This window comes from Blochmannia endosymbiont of Camponotus sp. (genome assembly GCF_023586085.1).
Taxonomy (GTDB): Bacteria; Pseudomonadota; Gammaproteobacteria; order Enterobacterales; family Enterobacteriaceae; genus Blochmanniella.
The window spans coordinates 384,698-406,276 of sequence record NZ_CP097757.1 but is presented as its reverse complement, the minus strand read 5'-3'; the positions used below and the strand labels follow the sequence as shown (position 1 = coordinate 406,276).

General features: G+C 28.2%; 15 protein-coding genes. All 15 read right to left on the bottom strand.

The window, feature by feature from the left end:
• Positions 1–676: 676 nt before the first annotated feature.
• Positions 677–1,627 carry a peptidoglycan DD-metalloendopeptidase family protein gene (locus M9400_RS01625; RefSeq protein WP_320411859.1) on the bottom strand — a complete coding sequence of 317 codons (951 nt, stop codon included), beginning with the start codon at positions 1,625–1,627 and terminating at the stop codon, positions 677–679.
• 395 nt (positions 1,628–2,022) lie between these two features.
• Complete coding sequence (gene ispF / locus M9400_RS01620) at positions 2,023–2,496, bottom strand: 2-C-methyl-D-erythritol 2,4-cyclodiphosphate synthase (RefSeq protein ID WP_250232075.1); 474 nt, start codon at positions 2,494–2,496, stop codon at positions 2,023–2,025.
• Between the two features lie 15 nt (positions 2,497–2,511).
• Positions 2,512–3,237 (bottom strand): 2-C-methyl-D-erythritol 4-phosphate cytidylyltransferase, encoded by a 726-nt coding sequence (gene ispD / locus M9400_RS01615; RefSeq protein WP_250232074.1) that lies wholly within the window; start codon positions 3,235–3,237, stop codon positions 2,512–2,514.
• Positions 3,238–3,293: 56 nt separating this feature from the next.
• Complete coding sequence (locus tag M9400_RS01610; protein ID WP_250232072.1) at positions 3,294–3,569, bottom strand: septum formation initiator family protein; 276 nt, start codon at positions 3,567–3,569, stop codon at positions 3,294–3,296.
• Between the two features lie 365 nt (positions 3,570–3,934).
• On the bottom strand, positions 3,935–4,573 hold the full coding sequence (gene cysC, locus M9400_RS01605; protein WP_250232069.1) for an adenylyl-sulfate kinase: 639 nt from the start codon (positions 4,571–4,573) through the stop codon (positions 3,935–3,937).
• Between the two features lie 13 nt (positions 4,574–4,586).
• Complete coding sequence (gene cysN, locus M9400_RS01600; RefSeq protein ID WP_250232067.1) at positions 4,587–6,011, bottom strand: sulfate adenylyltransferase subunit CysN; 1,425 nt, start codon at positions 6,009–6,011, stop codon at positions 4,587–4,589.
• Positions 6,012–6,020: 9 nt separating this feature from the next.
• Positions 6,021–6,935 carry a sulfate adenylyltransferase subunit CysD gene (cysD, locus tag M9400_RS01595; protein ID WP_250232065.1) on the bottom strand — a complete coding sequence of 305 codons (915 nt, stop codon included), beginning with the start codon at positions 6,933–6,935 and terminating at the stop codon, positions 6,021–6,023.
• Between the two features lie 15 nt (positions 6,936–6,950).
• On the bottom strand, positions 6,951–8,375 hold the full coding sequence (cysG, locus tag M9400_RS01590; protein WP_250232063.1) for a siroheme synthase CysG: 1,425 nt from the start codon (positions 8,373–8,375) through the stop codon (positions 6,951–6,953).
• A 328-nt stretch (positions 8,376–8,703) separates the two neighbouring features.
• On the bottom strand, positions 8,704–9,465 hold the full coding sequence (locus M9400_RS01585; protein WP_250232061.1) for a phosphoadenylyl-sulfate reductase: 762 nt from the start codon (positions 9,463–9,465) through the stop codon (positions 8,704–8,706).
• On the bottom strand, positions 9,458–11,179 hold the full coding sequence (gene cysI, locus M9400_RS01580; protein ID WP_250232059.1) for an assimilatory sulfite reductase (NADPH) hemoprotein subunit: 1,722 nt from the start codon (positions 11,177–11,179) through the stop codon (positions 9,458–9,460). Before cysI ends, M9400_RS01585 begins: the two co-directional genes overlap by 8 nt.
• Complete coding sequence (gene cysJ / locus M9400_RS01575) at positions 11,179–12,999, bottom strand: NADPH-dependent assimilatory sulfite reductase flavoprotein subunit (RefSeq protein WP_250232057.1); 1,821 nt, start codon at positions 12,997–12,999, stop codon at positions 11,179–11,181. Before cysJ ends, cysI begins: the two co-directional genes overlap by 1 nt.
• A 522-nt stretch (positions 13,000–13,521) precedes the next feature.
• Complete coding sequence (eno, locus tag M9400_RS01570; RefSeq protein ID WP_250232055.1) at positions 13,522–14,835, bottom strand: phosphopyruvate hydratase; 1,314 nt, start codon at positions 14,833–14,835, stop codon at positions 13,522–13,524.
• Positions 14,836–14,916: 81 nt separating this feature from the next.
• Entirely contained in the window at positions 14,917–16,557 is a 1,641-nt protein-coding gene (locus M9400_RS01565) for a CTP synthase (RefSeq protein ID WP_250232672.1), read from the bottom strand.
• Between the two features lie 427 nt (positions 16,558–16,984).
• Complete coding sequence (gene erpA / locus M9400_RS01560; RefSeq protein WP_250232671.1) at positions 16,985–17,335, bottom strand: iron-sulfur cluster insertion protein ErpA; 351 nt, start codon at positions 17,333–17,335, stop codon at positions 16,985–16,987.
• A 281-nt stretch (positions 17,336–17,616) separates the two neighbouring features.
• Complete coding sequence (gene mrcB, locus M9400_RS01555) at positions 17,617–19,914, bottom strand: bifunctional glycosyl transferase/transpeptidase (RefSeq protein ID WP_250232670.1); 2,298 nt, start codon at positions 19,912–19,914, stop codon at positions 17,617–17,619.
• Between the last annotated feature and the right edge of the window lie 1,665 nt (positions 19,915–21,579).

The window sequence follows — 21,579 nt, the reverse complement described above, 5'->3', positions numbered from 1 at the left end:
ATATATGTAAAATGCGCTTGTTGATAGTATCTTTTATTTATATCTATTATATAAATACACTATTTAATATATATTATTAATAAACATAAAGAATTTAGTAAATTTAGAATCGTATATTTATTAGACACAATCTGTGATGTTCAACATTAGTAATTAAATATATTGTATCTTCTATTATTTCTATAACCTAGCACGGTTTATATTAATTTTTTACAACAACATTGTACCGTGCATTGAAATATGTATGTGCATTATTTGTATTATATAATACATACAAATATATTAAAACTAATTATTATTAATTGAAACTAGTCTATATAACTATGCTTTGTTTATTGTTTTTATAGTAAAAGCCATTGTAACCAATAATTTCAACGAATTATCATGCATTTGTTATTACCAAATTATAAGAAACTTAATATTCTGATCAGAATATACGATGAATATTTTATATTGAATATATGAAATATGTTATATTTAGCTGATATTATTTAAAGTTTAATTCTAATATTAAATATATATATTCTTAAAATTAAGAATTTCAATCAATTATTGAAATTAAAACATTAAAATATAATTAAATTAATTTAAAAAATGAAATAATTATTATTTTCATAAATGTACGTTCTTATATGTTAGTCGTTAAGACATCTATGTCTAGTTAGGATTAAATTGTCTATTGCTTCAGATAATACAAAGGATCTACTGATTTTCCTTTATATCTAATTTCAAAATGCAATTTTACTTCGTTAGTACCACTATAACCCATAGTAGCTATCTTATCTCCCATTTTAACTTTTTGTTGTTCTGTTACTAATATTGTGTCATTATGTGCATAAGCGCTGAGATAATTATTATCATGTTTAATAATAATTAAATTACCATATCCTTTCAATGTATCACTAGCGTATACTACCTTTCCACTAGCAGTAGCTAATATAGGTTGGCCTAAAATTCCAGATATATCAATTCCTTTATTGCCCCTTTCAGCATTAGAAAAAGCGTTAATTATGATTCCATTTGTCGGCCAATACCAGTTCTTATTTACTATTAATTCTGATTTTTTTATGCAAGAGGTCACATTATGTGATATATCCTCGATGTTAAAAGAATTATTTTTTTTTGTTCGTACAAAAAATAATTGGTTTTTAATAAAAAATAATATTTTTCTTAAAGTATTGTCATCGTGATTAAAATTTACAAAAAAATTTTTTGAATATTTTTTAAAATATGGCATCGCTGCATTATGGGGTACTCTTATTATTTGACCTATTTTTAGTTGATTTATATCTTTGATATTATTTATTTTTGATAAATTTGAGCAGTTGCTTCCTGTAATCCAAGCGATATAAAATAAAGTGTCGCCGGATTGTACCGTGTATGTAGACTTATGATAAGAACTATAGTTTAAATTATTATATTTATGGGCCTTATTAGTAGATATTTTCTGCAGATGCCACGAGTTTTTCTCTTTATCTTGGGGTGAAGAAATGTTAGCATTAAAACTTATGGTATCTGATGTACATTCACTGTGATATCTGCTGTGAACATTATTATTATTCGAACATCCTCCCAGAAATATAAAAATTATTATAATATAAATTATTGATATATTGTTGTCTAGCATAGTAACTATACTGAACTCCTTTGATTTCTGCTTATTTTTTGTTGATAATTTATTTATTTAAATAAATAAATTATAGATTATAAACAGAATATATATATATTTGATACCAATATTAAATTGCAAATAATGCATATTTTTAATATCAAAAATACCTCATAGATTTAGCATAAATTTGTGTATTTATTACATATCAAATATAAGGTTATCAATTCTTTAATAAATTGATGAATTAACAGACACTATCGTTTTATACTTTATATACTTATATTATTAGTTTGATTTGAATTAATAGTAACTATATTATTAGATAATATATTTATTTATATGAAACATATATTTACGTTAAATACATGTTTTGACTATATGTAAAGATATATTTATTATGATAATAAATATTAACGTGTTAATAACGTTACTGCTACACATGAAATTCCTTCAGAGCGACCAATGTAACCCAGTGTATCAGTAGTAGTAGCTTTTATGTTGATGTTAGTTACTGAACAATTTAAATCCTTGGAAATATGATAACGCATCTGATAAATATACATATTTATCCTTGGAATTTGCAAGATTACAGTGATATCTACATTTTCTAATAAATACCCTTGTGTAACAATTTTATTCCAAGAGATTCGTAATAATTTTCGGCTATCTATATTATTATATTCAGAATCAGTATCTGGAAACATCGATCCAATATCTCCACAACAAGCAGCTCCTAATAAAGAATCAATCAGCGCATGTATTAACACATCACCATCAGAATGCGCTGCTATCTTTTGTGTGTAAGGAATGGTTACCCCCCCAATAATGAGTGGACGACACCCTCCAAATTGATGTACATCGAACCCATAACCAATACGTAACATATTTTATGAATCCTGTTAAGTTTTCTTATTTAATTCAGATAAATAAAAACTAGCTAATTTTAAATCATCTTGATGAGTAACTTTGATATTATCCGAACGACCTTGTATTAAAATAGATGTATATCCACAATATTCTATAGCTGATGCTTCATCAGTAATAGTAATTCTATTTTTTAAAGCCTTTTTAAGACAACTTTTTAAAAGATTACAATTAAATAACTGTGGAGTTAAAGCATGCCATAGATTATTACGATCTAAAGTATATCTGACAAAATTGGTTCCATAATAAGTTTGTTTAATAGTATTACAGATTGGTATTGCTAAAATTCCACCTACTTGAGAAAATTTTGTAACTTCAAATAGTCGTAGTAGATCTTCAGGATGTAAGCAAGGTCGTACTGCATCATGTACCATCACCCAAACTGATTTTTTTACATGTTTCAGGCCAGCCATCACTGAATCAGCTCGTGTTTTTCCTCCAACAACTACACTGATCCTAGGATCACAAGCAATAGATAATTTTTTAAACCAACGATCTCGAGCGTTAACCACCACTATGCAACGACGAATGCACGATTGACATAACAAAGTACTAATTGAATGCTCAAGTAAAGTTTTATCGCCTATTGTACAATATTGTTTTGGCAGTATACTGTTCATACGTTCCCCAGTGCCTGCTGCTGGAAGAATAGCTGTAATATCTGGAAATTTCTTTCTAACGTGTTTAATAAAGCGAATCATATGCACCAATTTCGTTAAACTATTATCAATGTTTATTGAAATTAATATTATTGTAGTTATAACTTTATTTGATAAAAAGTCTCATCAATCTTGATCATGCCAAGATTGTATCTTGATCGCTCTTCAACAGCTTCGTATCCATGAAGCAAATCATAAATTTCATATAATAGTTGATTATTACGAAATCTCATTTGGGTAATATCATTAATGTTTTCATATAGCTTAGTGGTGTTATAAATATTGATGAAATCATAGATTCCATTTTTACCTAACCACAGCGAATATTGTAGCCAAGCAAGCAAGGTCAATAATATACAACTTAATTTGTTCATGTTTATGACACTTACCAATTTACTATACTTTTCTAATCAGAATCGATTGTAATAATCGTATACTCAACTTATTTATTTTTGATAATAAATGAAAATTTCTGCAGTAGGTAATTATAATTTCTGTTAAATGTATAATATATAATCATATGTATCGCACATGATACACATTAAAACGAACTAATTCAAAAATTATTGAGAATTATTTGCATTTATTATTATAAATATTTTCTGGAAAAATTAATTTTTATTTAATTAAGAAAACAATTCCTATTAAAATAAATAATATTTTTTGATATACTTACTTTCTTTATTATAGAAATTTAATTGTTATAAAATTATTAAGTAATATGAATTTGTGTTCTGTATCATTTAAAATGGTGATCTGTTTTAAATAAAGATTCGAGGAATGATGATTGTAATATTTGATTCATTAATTCTACTATAGATTTTTGCCCGTTTAAATATATATGTGGTTTTTTTGGTCTTTCATATGGAGCACTTATGCCAGTAAAATTTTCTATTTCTCCAGATCTAGCTTTTTTATATAGACCTTTTGGATCACGTTCTTCGCAAACATGTAAAGGAGTGTCAACAAATATCTCAACAAAATGATTGACAGGAAACATATTACGTATTATTTGACGATCATAATGATAAGGAGAAATAAAAGTAGCTAATACTACTATTCCAGCATCAACCATTAATCGCGCTGTTTCTCCTACTCGACGTATATTTTCATGTCGATCATAATCACTAAATCCTAAATCGCGACATAATCCATGTCGCGTATTATCTCCATCTAATATGTATGTACTGATATTTTTATCATATAATTTTTTTTCTAAAACATTCGCTAAAATTGATTTACCAGATCCTGACAATCCTGTAAACCATAATAATATAGCACGATGTTTATGTAGAAATTCACGATCTTGTCGTTTTATATAAAATGTGTTCCAAAAAATATTTTTATCAGAAAAATAATTGATATTTTTATTAGTCATAATATAAGTATGATCATGGTAAATCTCTAATATTCCAATGAGGAAAATGAAGACGAATTAATGCATGTAATGCTAATTCAAACTCGCTATAATTATTTTTATCTTTATATTTGTGATATTTTATGGGGACCCGGACCATTCCGGCCCCTACGGTTTCGTTAGTCAATAAATCAATAAATATCATACTCCCAGTTGTTGGATAATAAGAATATTGATCTAATAATAATGGTTCATCAAATAATAACTTCACTAACCCGATACCATTGAGTGGTATTGACTCCGTTTTTTGGAATTGTAAAGTATGTACATCTACTTGATATTCTATATCTCTTATTTGTGCTTTTATAATTTTAGTAGCAATCTTAATATTAAAATATTGGTTTTTTTGCAATTCTTCCTTTTTCATCCATACTACATCTACTAATGCAGACCATACAGGGGTAATAGTAGTATGAGCATCAATTATCATATCTCCTCTGCTAATGTCAAGGTCATCTTCTAAAGTTAGAGTAACCGCTTCTCCAGTTTGAGCATATTTTTGATCCTTGTTAAAAGTAATAATGCGTTTAATACTAGAAGTAGTATTTGATGGAAAAATATTAATATGTTGCCCAGTATGCATACTGCCAGAAGCAATAGTACCAGAGTAACCTCTAAAATCTAAATGACGATTTATATATTGTATTGGGAAACGTAATTCTTGTTTTTCGAAGCGAGAAGAACTGTTAATATCAATTTCTTCTAATATCTCCAATAAAGTAGAGCCTTTATACCACTTCATGTTTTTTGATAATGTTGTAATATTATCTCCATCTAAAGCAGATATTGGAATAAATTTAGTAGTTATATCAGTAGATAATTGTTTAGAAAATTCTAAATATTCTTTACTAATTTTTTGAAATGTTTCTTGATTATAATCTATTAAATCCATTTTATTAATTGCAACTATTATATGTCGGATACCTAAAAGTACGCTTATAAACCAATGCCTTTTAGTTTGTCCTTGTATTCCTTTACGTGCATCAACTAATAAAATAGCCAATTCACTAGTAGAGGCGCCAGTAACCATATTTTTTGTATATTCCGCATGCCCTGGAGTATCAGCGATTATAAATTTACGTTTTTTAGTAAAGAAATAACGGTAAGCAACATCTATGGTAATACCTTGCGCACGTTCTGATTGTAATCCATCTACCAACAACGCTAAATCTAATTTATTTTTTTGAGTACCAATCCTTTTGCTATCCATATGTAGAACAGACAATTGATCGTCATAAATTTGATATGAATCATATAGTAATCGTCCTATCAAAGTACTTTTCCCATCGTCTACGTTACCGCATGTGAGAAAGCGCAACAATATTTTATATTGTTGCGCATGTAAATAATTTTCAATTCCTCCATAATTAGCAATTTCTTGTTCTATGGTGTTAATCATAATGGTTCCTTAGAAATAACCTTGACGTTTTTTAATTTCCATAGATCCAGATTGATCAAAATCAATGATACGTCCTTGTCGCTCACTGTTTTTAGATATTAACATTTCTTCGATTATCTTAGGTAACGTTTCTGCGTTAGATTCTATTGCTCCAGTTAATGGCCAACACCCTAATGTACGAAATCGTATCATGCGTTCTTCTATAATTTCCCCAGGCTTCAGGTTAATACGTTCGTCATTTACCATAATTAAATTCCCATCTCTGCATATTACAGGGCGATTTTTAGCTAAGTACAATGGTACTATTTCGATCTTTTCCAAAAAAATATATTGCCAGATATCTAATTCTGTCCAATTAGACAATGGAAATGCCCGAATACTTTCTCCTTTATTAATTTTCCCATTATAGTTATACCATAGTTCTGGACGTTGATTCCTAGGATTCCAGCAATGAAATTTATCTCTAAACGAATAAATTCGTTCTTTAGCTCTAATCTTTTCTTCATCACGACGAGCACCACCAAAAGCTGCGTCAAACCCATATTTATTTAATGCTTGTTTAAGTCCTTCTGTTTTCATAATATCTGTATATTTAGCACTGCCATGAATAAATGGATTCATCCCCATAGATATACCTTTTAAATTTTTATGAACTAACAGTTCAAATCCATAAGATTTAACAGTATTATCACGAAATATATACATTTCATGAAATTTCCAACCAGTATCTATGTGCAATAAAGGAAAAGGTAATTTACTAGGGTAAAATGCTTTTCTTGCTAAATGTAACATTACTGAAGAATCTTTACCGATGGAATACAACATGACTGGTTTATGGAATTCGGCTACTACTTCGCGAATAATATAGATACTTTCTGACTCTAATTTATTCAAATAAGTAATATATTTTCTGTTTTGTATCATAATTATCCTTTTAATTTACATCAAATTAATAATTGAATTAAACGGATAGACATGCAGCGTTTTTCTTCCAAACCAATTTATTTTACTATGTAATGATACAACATTGCCAATAACCAATAAAGCAGGATGGTCAGCCATTTTTGCTAATTTTTCTAATTCAATTAAGGTGCCAATTAAAATTTTTTGATCTCTATATGTCCCTCGACTAATTACGGCTACTGGAGTATGTGTATTTCGCCCATGAGTGATTAAATTATTACTAATATTTATCGCATTAATTTTACCCATATAAATAACTAATGTCTGTTTGTTATTTGATAAAATATTCCAGTTAAATTGATTATTGTCATTTATATTATGACCTGTAATAAAGATAACACTGTGAGCATATTTTCTATGAGTTAATGGAATACCAGCATAAGCTGGAGCACCAATACCTGCTGTGATGCCAGGGACTACTTGAAAAGGAATACCTGCTTCTGATACTATTTGTAATTCTTCTCCTCCCCGACCAAAAATAAGTGGATCCCCTCCTTTAAGTCTAACAACTTTATTGCCTTTTTGTGCCAATTTCACCATAACTTGATTAAGTTTTTTTTGAGAAATTGAATGATCTCCAGCACGTTTCCCAACATAAATTTTATCAGCATCTCGACGCACCAAATCTAATACATCTGAACTTACCAAGTGATCATATAGTACTACATCTGCCTGCTGCATTACTTGCAACCCTTTAATAGTTAACAATCCTACGTCTCCAGGCCCTGCACCTACCAATGTTACACTACCTTCTTTATTGTTATTTCCAGTATTTGTAAGAGCAAATTTAAAAGCTTTATTGGCTTCTTCGAAGTGATTTTGTTCAATTAAGTTAGCAATGTGACCATTATAAAATATTTTTTCCCAGAACCGACGCCTACATACTGTATCGACAATATGTTGTTTTACTTGATTACGCCATGCTCCAGCTAATTTTGCTATGAAACCAAGAGACTTTGGTAATAACGATTCAAGTTTTTCACGTAAAATACGTACTAATATAGGTGCTGTTCCACAGGAAGAAATTCCTATTAAAATAGGATTCCGATCGATAATAGCAGGAAAAATACATGAACATTTATTTTTATCGTCTACAGTATTTATTAATATACGTCGTTCTTCAGCATTTTGGTATATTAAAGCATTTAATTTAGCGTCATTGGTTGCCACAATTACTAAAATTACTTTGTTTAACATGGTAGGATTAAAATTTTTGCTAATCCAATGGATATTGTGAGTGAATAAAATTTTTTTTAATTCCGGACAAAGAGTTGGCGCTATTATTGTAATAATAGCGCCAACTCTTTGTAAGAGTTGTATTTTTCGTACAGCGACAATTCCCCCTCCAATAACCAAAACTGGCCTATTTTTGAGATTGATAAATAATGGTAAATACTCCACAGAATTATATTTATACTCAGAGATAACAAATTATTAATAAATTTTTAATATTACGTATTTTCTTATATTAAAGACTAATATAAATTATAAATATGGAAATATTTTATATATGTATAATATTTTTCATATACAGTATATTCTATTTTGAAGTTAACCCTTAATATTTATAAATAATACATAACTAACACATCTTTATAAGCACTAAAATATAGCCATTCATTCTTTTATAAATAACTATTATTAGCGACAATATACTTTATTATTTAAATACTTACCATACGGTGAAAACCAAAGCGTATCATATAAATAATTTATGTGAAAATAAATTTCAATCAATAATATGTAAACCACATTCACGCTGCAATCCAAAGAACCTTGTCTCTTCTTCTTTCATGCCAGGCTTCCATTTTATACTAGTGTGCACATCTCCTATTGATACATATCCTTGTTTCCATAATGGATGATATTCCAAAGAATGTTTTTTCATATATCTATAAATTTGAGAAGTATCCCAGTCAATGATAGGTAAAAATTTAAAAATTCCATTCTGAATAGTGACTATTGGTAACTCTTTACGACTGCTTGATTGATCACGTCGTAAACCTGCAAACCATGTTTTTACTTTAAGTGTTTTTAGGGCACGATGCATTGGTTCGATTTTATTAATATTATTGTATTGTTTAATACCATTTATACCTTGTTCCCATAATTTACCATATCGTGCTTCTTGCCATGCTGCAGATTGCTTTGGAGAAAATACATGTAAATTTAATTTCATTTTTTTTGTTAGTTGATCAACAAATCGATATGTTTCTGGAAATAGATAACCGGTATCAATCAAAATAATCGGGATATTAGGATAATAATAAGTAATTAAATGTAAACTGACTGATGATTGAATACCAAAACTTGAGGATAATATTGCTTGGTTAGGTAAATATTCTACAGCCCATTTACACCTGTCTTCCGTCGTTAAAGATTCTAGATGTTTATTTATTTTACTTAATATTAATTTTTGTTCATTTATACTGAATGAATTAAGTTTTGTAAAAGTCCAATAATGGTTAATAATATTTAATAATTTATTCATAAAAATCTTTTTCAGAATTTACAACGGCATTGACTATTCCGGTTCTTACTACATAATCTCCATAAGATTCTTGATTAATTCTTTCTTTTGCCCAACGTTCAATAGTCATATCAAGTATATTTAAGATATCTATTTCTGTGATATTTTCTTTATACAATCGAGGAATACGAGTACCAATATGATTACCTCCTAGGTAAAGATTATAGCGTCCGATTGATCTACCCGTTAATCCGATTTCTGATAACATTGCACGAGCGCAACTGTTTGGACAACCTGTCACTCTCAAAATAATAGCATCTTTTTCTAGCTTATATTTTGACATAATATTTTCTATTTTAGTAATGAATTCGGGTAAAAATCGTTCTGCTTCTGCCATCGCTAAAGGGCAAGTAGGAAGCGCTACACATGCCATAGATGCCTGTCGTTGTGGCGTAATATCATCATTTGTTATACCATATTTTTTCAATATATTTTCAATCAGTAATTTATTATCTTTAGATATCTCGGAAATAATTAAATTTTGATTTGCAGTTAATCTAAAAGAGCCGGAATGTACCCGTGCAACTTCTGAGATTCCGTGTTTTAATAATTTTTTAGGACCATTATTTAATATTCTTCCGTTTTCTATAAATAAAGTAAGATGCCAATCGCCGTCGATCCCTCGTACCCATCCAAATCGGTCTCCTCTATTTGTAAATATATAAGGATGAATTGCGTGAAATTTTATTCCAGAACGACGTTCGACTTCTGATTTAAACACAGCTATTCCAACTCTAGCTAAAGTATATTTTGTTTTTGCATGTTTTCGATCCGATCTATCTCCCCAGTCTCTTTGTGTTGTAACTACTGCTTCTGTAATCTTTAAAATATCTTTTATAGCAATGTACCCAAATTCAGTAGCTTTACGAGGATATGTAGTCATATCTCCGTAAGTCATCGCTAATCCGCCGCCAACTAACACATTAAAACCAATTACTTTATTAGTGTTATTATTTTTAATAGCAATAAAACTAAGATCATTAGCATGAACATCCACATCGTTCATTGGCGGTATCGCAATTGCTATTTTAAATTTACGAGGTAAATAAGTAGCGCTCAAAATTGGTTCAAAATCTGTAGATTCTGTTTTTTTTCCATCTAACCAAATTTCTGCATACGCTCGAGATTTTGGTAATAAATACGTAGAAATACTTTTTGCTAATTCCCATACCTGATAGTGCAATGTTGATTCCATTGGATTAGCTGTACATATTACATTACGATTTACATCCCCTGCAGTAGCTATAGAATCTAATCCTAATTTATTTAATAAATTATGTAAACTTTTTAAGTTTGGTTTCAACAAACCATGCAGTTGAAAAGTTTGTCTAGTAGTAAGACGGATTGTTCCATACAAAGTGTATTTTTTTGAAAAATTGTCGATAGCTAGCCATTGTGCTGGAGTAATGACACCACCCGGTAAACGACAACGTAGCATCATATTAATTAATGGTTCTAATTTTTGATTTTCTCGTTCTATACGCACATCACGATCATCTTGTTGATACATTCCATGAAATTTAATTAATTGCGCATTTTCTGCGTTAAAACCTCCGGTTAAGCTGTTATCTAAATTTTGAGCAATAGTGCCTCTCAGGAAATTACTTGCTTGCTTTATTCGCTCATTATCGGATAATGGTAGTATTGTATTATTATTATTATGTTTTGTATTCATCAGTAAATATCTCTTTGATAACGCTGTTTTATTCGCATTTCATCCCAAAATTCATTTGCTTTATCCAAATTCATACTTCCATGTTGAGATGTTAACATAATTAAAGTTTTATCTACATCTTTAGCCATATATTTGGCGTCACCACACACATATATATGAGCTCCTTCTTGGATCCATGACCAAACTTCAGCGCTATTTTTTAATAATTTATTTTGTACATAGATTTTATAATTTTGATCTCTAGACCAGGCTGTATCAATTTTAGTCAATACACCGTTTTTGAAATAATGTTGCCACTCAACTTGGTAAATAAAATCATCAATAAATCTCAAATTTCCAAAAAACAACCAGTTTTTTCCTAATGCCCCATCTGTGGCTCGTTGTTGCATAAAAGCACGAAACGGAGCAATGCCCGTCCCTGCCCCAATCATAATTATTGGAACATTAGAATCTTTTGGTAATCTAAAATTATCATTAGGTTCAATAAAAATACGGATTTTATCATTTTCTTTTATACGATCTACTAAATAACTGCTGGCACCACCTGTTCTAAAGCGTTCATTTATTTTATAGCGTATTGCGCTTACTGTGATATGCACTTCTTCTCCCACTTCTGATTGAGCAGAAGAAATAGAATAAAATCGAGGTTGCATGGGTCGTAATATTTGTAATAATTCTTGAGCATTTATTTTCACTGACATATGATGCATCATTTCAATAATAGGCGTAGTTAAAATAAATGTATTTAATTTTTCTTGATCACTACATAAATCTCGTAATATTTTGTTTTGAGTGATATTAGCCATATTTTTTACAACAATTGTAGAATTATGTGTCAATTCATAGTGGTTTTTTAATGCTTCATTAAGAGATGTTAACTTGCCTTTAATTTGTATTTCTTCAGTCCCTTTTAAACCTAATAATTCCAATAACTCATCAATAAGATTAGGGTCATTTTCATACCATACTCCTAATGAATCTCCTGGCTGGTAAGATATATTAGAATCAGTAATATCTATTTCTAAATGGTGAACATCTTTAAGTGAATTACGACTAGTAACTTTTTGTCGTGTTGATAAATAAGCAACGAATGGGTGTGCTCTGTTATAAAGAATGTGATTTACTTGTGTAGTTTTATGAACTTTATTAATTTGATCGAATACAGAAGTATTCGTTATCTTTTTCTTTAATAAAAGGACTATTTTTTTTCTCCATATATTAGCTTCTTCTTTGAAATCGATATCGACGTCGACCCGATCACATAATCGATGTGCTCCAAGTTCTTCTAAGCGATGGTCAAAATCTTTTCCAGCTTTAGCAAAATATTCATATGATCGATCGCCAAAACTAAACACAGCAAAATAAGTATTTTCCATTTTGACTGCTTTATTAGAAAATAAATATTTGTGCAACGCAATTGCTTCTTCTGGAGGTTCTCCTTCTCCATATGTAGAAGTAATAATAATTAATAATGCTTCTTCAGCAATTTTTTTGAATTTATAGTCTCTAGCATTAAATAATATAACATCTAAATTAATAGCATTAATATCATCACGTAATTGTTCGGCTAATTGACGTGCATTACCAGTTTGAGAAGCAGATATAAGAGTAATTTTTTTATTGGGAACAAAATTTATAATTTTATTTTTTTCAGAAACATTGGTTATCTTATCAGTTTGTATAGCATTTATTAAGCCCCACAGGTATCCAGATACCCAAATTAATTGAGAATTAGACAAAGTGGCAAAAATTGATTGAATATCATTTAATTGTTCTGAAGTTAATGGTGTTATCTCGTTATGTATAATTTTTTTCATCATTAAATCAAAAACTTAATTTTAAGCTTATAAAAATCAAAGATTATTTATTATTATCAATATATATCTAAATAATTTAGTTTTTTATTTTTTTTAGATAAAATGGATATAGTAAGCTATATACATGAACATAATTTATCCAGATTTTTAATCTAATCAATAAATACTTTTTTAAAATTATTTGTTGTGATTTTTCAAAACATTATAAGTCAAAGATAATATAAGCCATATATTACATCATTGTTATTGCTATAATAATCTAATAAGTAATACTTTTAAAATAGTTTATATATTTATTTACTATAAATATATATTAAAAAAATAATACCACTGCTACTAATACTACATATACCTGTATGTGATATTACGTATCATTTATTGGATATGATCAGTATGATTAAAATCAGCTATTTTTTAAACTTAATATTCTATTATTAGGTAATAAAATTATATTTTCGTTATTTAATTTTTATATTATATAAAATATAACTTGATTAAGTATTATGAATTTTCAGATGCATTTAGTTATATATCAGAAAATGATACACATTTTATGTTATTAAACCCACGTAGCATTCCTTTTTTATTTAAAATTTCTTCTATACGAATAAGTTGATTATACTTAGCTACACGTTCAGAGCAACGAATAGGTCCAGTTTTTATTTGCCCTGCGTCAGTACCTACTGCTATGTCAGCAATACTAGTATCTTCAGTTTCTCCAGAACGGTGCGAAATAATGGTACTGTACCCAGCGTTTTTAGCCATTCTAATGGCATGTAGTGTTTCGGTTAACGATCCTATTTGATTACACTTAATTAAAATAGAATTTGCAACATTTTGGTTAATACCTACTTGTAATAGATTTACATTAGTTGCAAATAAGTCATCTCCTACTAATTGAATTTTGCCCCCAAGAATTTTAGTTTGATAAGAAAATCCATCCCAATCATGTTCACTTTGTCCATCTTCAATAGAAACTATTGAGTATTTTTGCGATAACAATGATAAATAATGAGTAAATTCTTTAGAAGTAAAGAATTTTTTTTCACTTTTTATATTATATTTGGCAGTTACTCTATCGAATAATTCAGATGCAGCACAATCTATTGCTAATACAATATCTTTTCCTAAGATATAATTGGATTGTTCAATAGATTCTTTTATCAATTCTAGAGCGGTAGTATGAGAATTGATATTAGGAGCATACCCGCCTTCATCTCCCAATTGCGCAGATATACCTTTACTCTTTAGTATTGTCCCTAAAACATGTGATATTTCAGACCCCATCTGAACTGCTTCTTTAATTGTTTTCGCTCCAACTGGAATTATCATAAATTCTTGAATATCTAAATTATTGTCAGCGTGCTTACCGCCATTAATGATATTCATCATGGGAAGTGGTATAGAAAATTTATCTGTTGGCTGATTATATATATCAGCAATGTGCTGATATAACGGAATGTTTTTAAATACTGCAGCTGTTTTTGCGATTGCTAAAGAAACCCCTAAGATAGCATTAGCACCAAATTTTGATTTATTATTAGTGCCATCCAGATCAATCATGGTGTTATCAATAACATGTTGTTGTGTTACATCTATACCTTTTAATATTTTATTAATAGGTCCATTTATAGCATTAACCGCTTTTGTTACTCCTTTCCCAAAGAATCGATTTTTATCATTATCCCGCAGCTCTACAGCTTCTTGGGAACCAACAGATGCTCCAGATGGTACTGATGCTAATCTAGAAACACCTTTGATATATACTTCGGCTTCCACTGTTGGATTACCACGAGAATCAATAACTTCACGTCCAACAATGTTTAAAATTTTAGGCATACATGCTTTCCTTCATAAATTAATTTATATTTTTTAATTACAAACTAGAAATATAGTACCATAAACATTGATTCATACACACTAAATTAATTTATTATGACGATGTTGATATTCTATTGCAGCTCTTATAAAATCTATAAATAATGGGTGTCCTTCACGAGGTGTAGAATTGAATTCAGGATGAAATTGACTACCTATAAACCATGGATGTTTTGAATATTCAATTACTTCTACCAAATGATTATTTTCAGAAAATCCAACACAAGTTAATCCAGCGTGTTTTATATTTTTTAAAAACATATTATTTACTTCATAACGATGTCTATGACGTTCTAATATAGTGCTTTTTCCATATATTTGATATGTTAAACTTCCTTTAATTAAGTAACAGACTTGATTGCCTAAACGCATAGTACCACCTAAACTAGTATTATACGTCATCGTAGTACCATTTTCATCTTTGCATTCGCTTATTAAGGCTATTACTGGATATTTACAATTAGTTATAAATTCTGTAGAGTTAGCGTCCGGCATTCCAGCAACATGTCGGGCAAATTCAATTAATGCTACTTGCATACCTAAACAAATTCCGAAGTATGGGATATTATTTTCTCTAGCATGTTGTACGGATAAAATTTTTCCTTCAACTCCACGATAACCGAATCCTCCCGGAACTAGAATGGCATCTAATCCTTTCAGGGTTTTTTCTATACCTAACCTTTCTACCTCCTGGGAGTTAATAAGACGAATATTAACAATAAAACGATTTTTTATTCCAGCGTGTGTTAATGCTTCTGTGATTGACTTGTAAGCATCTACTAATTCAATGTATTTACCTACTATTCCGACAGTAACTTCTCCTATTGGATGTTCTTGATAATAAATTACTTCTTCCCAATCTGATAGATTTGCTGCAGGACAACTTAAATTAAAACGTTTACAAATATAATCATCTAATCCTTGTGATTTTAGTAAAGCAGGTATTTTATAAATTGAATCTACATCTTGAAGAGAAATGATTGCTTGTTTAGGTACATTACAAAACAAAGAAATTTTTTTTCGTTCGCTGTTTCTGATTACTCTATCAGATCTACAAATTAGAATATCAGGTTGAATACCTATAGAAAGCAATTCTTTTACTGAATGTTGCGTAGGCTTCGTTTTTAGTTCTCCAGATGCTGTAATAAAAGGTACTAATGTTAGATGTATATATAAAATTTTTTCTTTATTTACTTCTATTACCATTTGCCTAATAGCTTCTAAAAAGGGTAATGATTCAATATCACCTACTGTTCCCCCTATTTCTACCAATAACACATCGTAACCAGAAGCACCTGCTATAATCCATTTTTTTATGGTATCAGTAACATGAGGAATAATCTGTATAGTAGCTCCTAGGTAATCACCACGACGTTCTTTTCGCAAAACGTCAGCATAAATTTTACCGGCAGTAAAATTATTATGATGTCTCATTTTAGTACGGATAAATCGCTCATAATGTCCTAAATCTAAATCAGTCTCTGCCCCATCTTCAGTAATAAATACTTCGCCATGTTGCACAGGACTAATCGTGCCAGGATCTACATTAATGTAAGGATCTAATTTCATTATAGTTACACGAAGGCCACGTGCCTCTAAAACCGCAGCTAACGACGCTGTCGCAATACCTTTACCTAAAGATGATACCACTCCTCCAGTGACAAAAATATAATTAATTTTCACATATTAACCCAAATTATATATGTAATTTCTATGATTTAGATTTTATTATAAATTATAGTGGATTATTTAGTTAAATATTATTTTTTGAGATATTTATATGTATTTCTGAAATACAAATTATAATTATTCTCGAATATTATTCGAATTGTAATAGTGAATGATTAAATATTGATCGATATTTCATTGTAAATCATCTACCAATATTATCAGCACAATGCTTGTATATATTTATTTTAATAATATAATAATGTTATATAGTTGTACTATATACTATAGCATTGACTTTTATATTACTTAGAACTTACCCCATACAAAACATGATATATACATAATATAATTACTGTAATTAGTATTGCACAACAATTTTTATAGAAAACATCCTATTTTTATCATTTATAAAATATATTGTTTACTTATGTCATTAATTTCATATACTAAAGGATGAGCCACAGCTGCAAGTAGTCTTAGCGTTTGGATTAATTACAACAAATCGGGATCCTTCTAGTCCTTCATAATAGTCTATAGTACCTCCAAATAAATATTGCAAGCTTATAGGATCTATTATTAAAGTAACACCATTGTTTTTTATAATATAATCATCACTAAACTTTTTTTCATCTAAAGTAAAGCCGTATTGAAATCCACTACAACCTCCTCCTACAATATACACGCGTAATTTTAAATTTGAATTATTCGTTGTTTTATTTTTAATTAAAAGCCTTACTTTTTTAGCTGCAAAATCAGTTAATTGTATAGGAAACGTTGCATTATCGTTCATAATTATCAGCCTTTTGTACCATACATAATGCTATAATAAATTTTTTAGTAGCAAGTTAATCAAATGTATAAAATTTTTGTTTTATTTTTATTGAAAACATTTAAATTAACAGTATATATTCGAAATATAGCAGAAAAATTATTTAAATTAAAATTTACATAATTAAGTTACTATTGGTATGTTAATACTAATATAGAATAAACAATAAGTAATGTTTTATTCATGAATAAAATTATTTAATTTATTCGATTACATTATGAATAGCTCAATTTTTGATAGTGTTATTTATTGATTTCGGAATCGTATGAAATTATGTTTGTTTGATTAGGTGATCGATATGATAATTTCTGATCGGTTATCCATACTGGTAATACCTGATAGCAGGTGTTTTTACTATCATGTAAGATAAAATTACCACAATTATCTACAGGCACGTTTTTAATACCATTAGGCTGTATTAAGCATAAAGGGGTAGGTTTTTGGTGTTCTAAATAAAGACTATATAGAGTTAGTGCTCCATTTGTTCCTGTTAATTTAGTCTCTCCGTTGTTGTCTCGTCCTATCCAAATTACAGTTACTTCCTTTCCATCAATTCCAACAAACCAACTATCGCGAAGATCATTAGTAGTGCCAGTTTTAGCTGCTAACTGTGAATAAGGAAATTTTACAGATAACACATAAGAAGTTCCTTGCGCTACTACTTGTTGCATTGCATATAATATTAAATAAGCTGCTTGAGGAAAAATAACACGTTCTGTTTTAGGAAAATATTGATACAATATCGTATTTTCTTCATTCATAACATAACGAACAGACGATAAGGAAGAATATTGGCCACCATTAGCAATGGTTTGAAATTCTTGTGCAACTTCTATAGGTGTTAAACTGATAGATCCTAAAAGGATAGATGGGAAAGGAGAAATAAAATCAGGTGAAATACCCAATTTTATTAAAATATCAGAAACAGCGTCTAATCCTATTGTCATTCCTAAATTGACGGTAGGTATATTGAGAGATTTAATAAATGCATCAATAAGAGTAACTTTTCCCCTAAATTTTCGATCATAATTCTTAGGGGACCAAATTACTCCATTTGGTTGTTTTAAAGTAATAGGTTCATCAGCAATCCATGTATTAAGATGATATTTATTAGGATTACTCAACGCTGCTAAATAAGTTGCTGGTTTTGCTAATGAACCAATAGAACGACGAGCATACATGGCGCGATTAAATCCATAAAAATGTGGTTCAGATCCGCCTACCATGGCACGTATCTCCCCACTAAATCGATCTACTACAACTATGGCTCCTTCTAAATCTTTTATCTTGTAAAAACATCTTAGATTATGGATACCTGATTCCATTGCTTTTTCTGCTGATTTTTGAGAAATAGGATCTAATGTCGTAAATATCTTTATTCCAGAAAAATCGTTAATTTGATCAATATTTTGTATTTCTTCGTCTACCATTTGTGTAAAAGCAGGACGTAATATTAATACTTCATCTTTTGATTGTATTCCTAGGGGACGCGCGATAAGAATAGTATATAACTTTTCGTCAATAATATTTCTATGTGCCAATAATTTTAGTATTAAATTGCGGCGTTCTAATGTTGTCTGTGGATTTTTCCAAGGATTATATAAAGATGCCCCTTTTATCATTCCAACTAACATTGCTTGTTGATCCAGACTTAATTCATTTACTGGTCTACCAAAATAATAAAAACTGGCTAAAGGAAATCCACGAATCTGATCATTTCTATTTTGACCAAAATATATTTCATTTAAGTATAATTCAAGAATGTGGTCTTTGCTATACCGATGATCAACAATTAAAGCCATATAGGCTTCGTTAAATTTACGCCATAATGATCGGGTATTATTCAAAAATAAATTTTTTACTAGTTGTTGGGTTAAAGTACTCCCTCCTTGTACAGTGCGCCCAGAAGTAATATTGGCTAAAAAAGCGCGACCAATAGAAGATATTTTGATGCCATCATGCCGATAAAAATAACGATCTTCAATGGCCAATAACATATCTATTAATATGTCTGGAAATTCAGATCTCGGCAAAAGTAATCTTTGTTGTCCATTAGGGGCATATATAATAGAGATGATTTTGGGATCAAGCCTAAATAATCCAAAATTATTTTTTGTGTCTTGATTATAAATGCGTAATAATTTTTCTTGATTAAAAAAAAAGGATGCATGTATTTCTCTTTCTTCTCCGCTTGGAAAGTTAAAAGGTCTGCGAAATAACTCAATTTCATTATTATGTACGACAAATTCGCCTGAATGAGTAATTTTAGATACTTGACGGTATTGTAGTGATTCCAACAAATGAATTATATCATTTTTATTGTATGACATATTGGGTTCTACATTGATCATACGACTATAAATAACAGTAGGTAATTTCCAGACTTTTCCGTTAATCCGACTTTGAATTGTCTTATCTAAAAATGTTCCATATCCTGCAATCAGGATGATAATAATCACACAAATGCATATTATGATGTATAAAAAATGTAAAGTTCGTTGCACAATGATTAAATGACACTTATATGGTAATTGATCCATAAAAATTGTAGTTCTTAATACACATTATGATACTCAGGTAAATTAATCATCAATGATCGTTTTGATACTTCTTTGTTATTATATATGATAATCATCATATAATATTTATATATACTACTATGTTTAAGTAACAGCATTTAAAATAATATAATTAATTTACAGTAATTTACATATCTTTTAAATAAAAATTTGTGTATTTGATTATTAATTTTTAGTAATTAATGAATAGAAATAGCCATATGGAACGTAACATGATAACTATAAACAGGTTATATGAAATAATAATTAATTCTTGAATGTTTTAAAAATCCAAATAATAATAATATTGTTATAATTTTAATTTATATTTATACAATAATTTTTAAAATTATATTTTTGTACATAGATACATCTCTGATAAATTATAAATAATTTTAATTAAATCAGTTTCAATAAGATTTAAATATACTAAAACAGATATAATGATAATTGTATTTATACTGCAATAAATTGAAACTATGTAGTATTTATAAATTTAATATATAAATATTATTTATGTCCTAGTATAATCATCAATTAATTTTTTTAAATGTAAATATACTCCGTGTATTTTGTATGGTGAAAAGCTTTTAATCAAAAATATTAAATAATTTTTAAATAATATAATTGTTTTTATATTTCTATGGAATAAAATATATAGATAAATATCTTTAATAAACTAAAATAGATCTGATACATGTGTTAGGGATGAATGAAATTTAAACATTAATTCAAATATTTCGATTAAATTGGATATTAGATTAGATTTTATATGTAATATAATTAAATAATATTTTTTATTAAAAAATAAAATAAAGTAAATTATCATAAAAATATGAAAGTTATTTATGTTTATATTTAATTTTTGGAAAAATATTTAAATATTTTTATTATAGTTACATGTAAAGTTACTATTTTTAATATACTATTTATTTAAATAATTAAATTTTATATAGATTTATACAATTAACTCACCTTAATTATTAAGTAAATTTAGTGTTTAGAATTATAAATTTTTCATAATTATAAACCTGATGAAGTTTTATATACATAAATACACAATTTATGTGTAATGTAAATATACTAATATAAATATATTTTTGGATTATTTCTTATATTCATAAGAAACTTATGACTTTACATATCCACATTTTGGTTAATATTGAAAATAATTTCAATCCATATTTTTTCTATATATAAATATTCAGTTTTACATATAAAATTTAAAAATATTTATACTTATATTTTAATTTATTTTCTATATTATTGAATATATGCTGTACTTATAATAATAATTTGAGTACAGTCAAATACTAAATAAAAAATATTATATAATAATTATATAGTTTTAAATAATACAAATTCATGATATGAAAGTAGATCCATTCTCTTATTGTTAATTTGACATTATGTAAAAATTAAACATCAATATAAATATAATAATTTTGTAAAATCTAATTTAGCATTAGAAAATATTTAAGTATTAAATCAATCTTTTGTTATATATAAATTTCATAAACAACAAATTGCTTTGATATATAAATTATATTACGATTAACAAATAATAAGATGAAAAATTAATATTTATTTTAGTTTATCATTATAAAAAATATGAAATATAATTTAATTTTATGATGAAATAGTCAT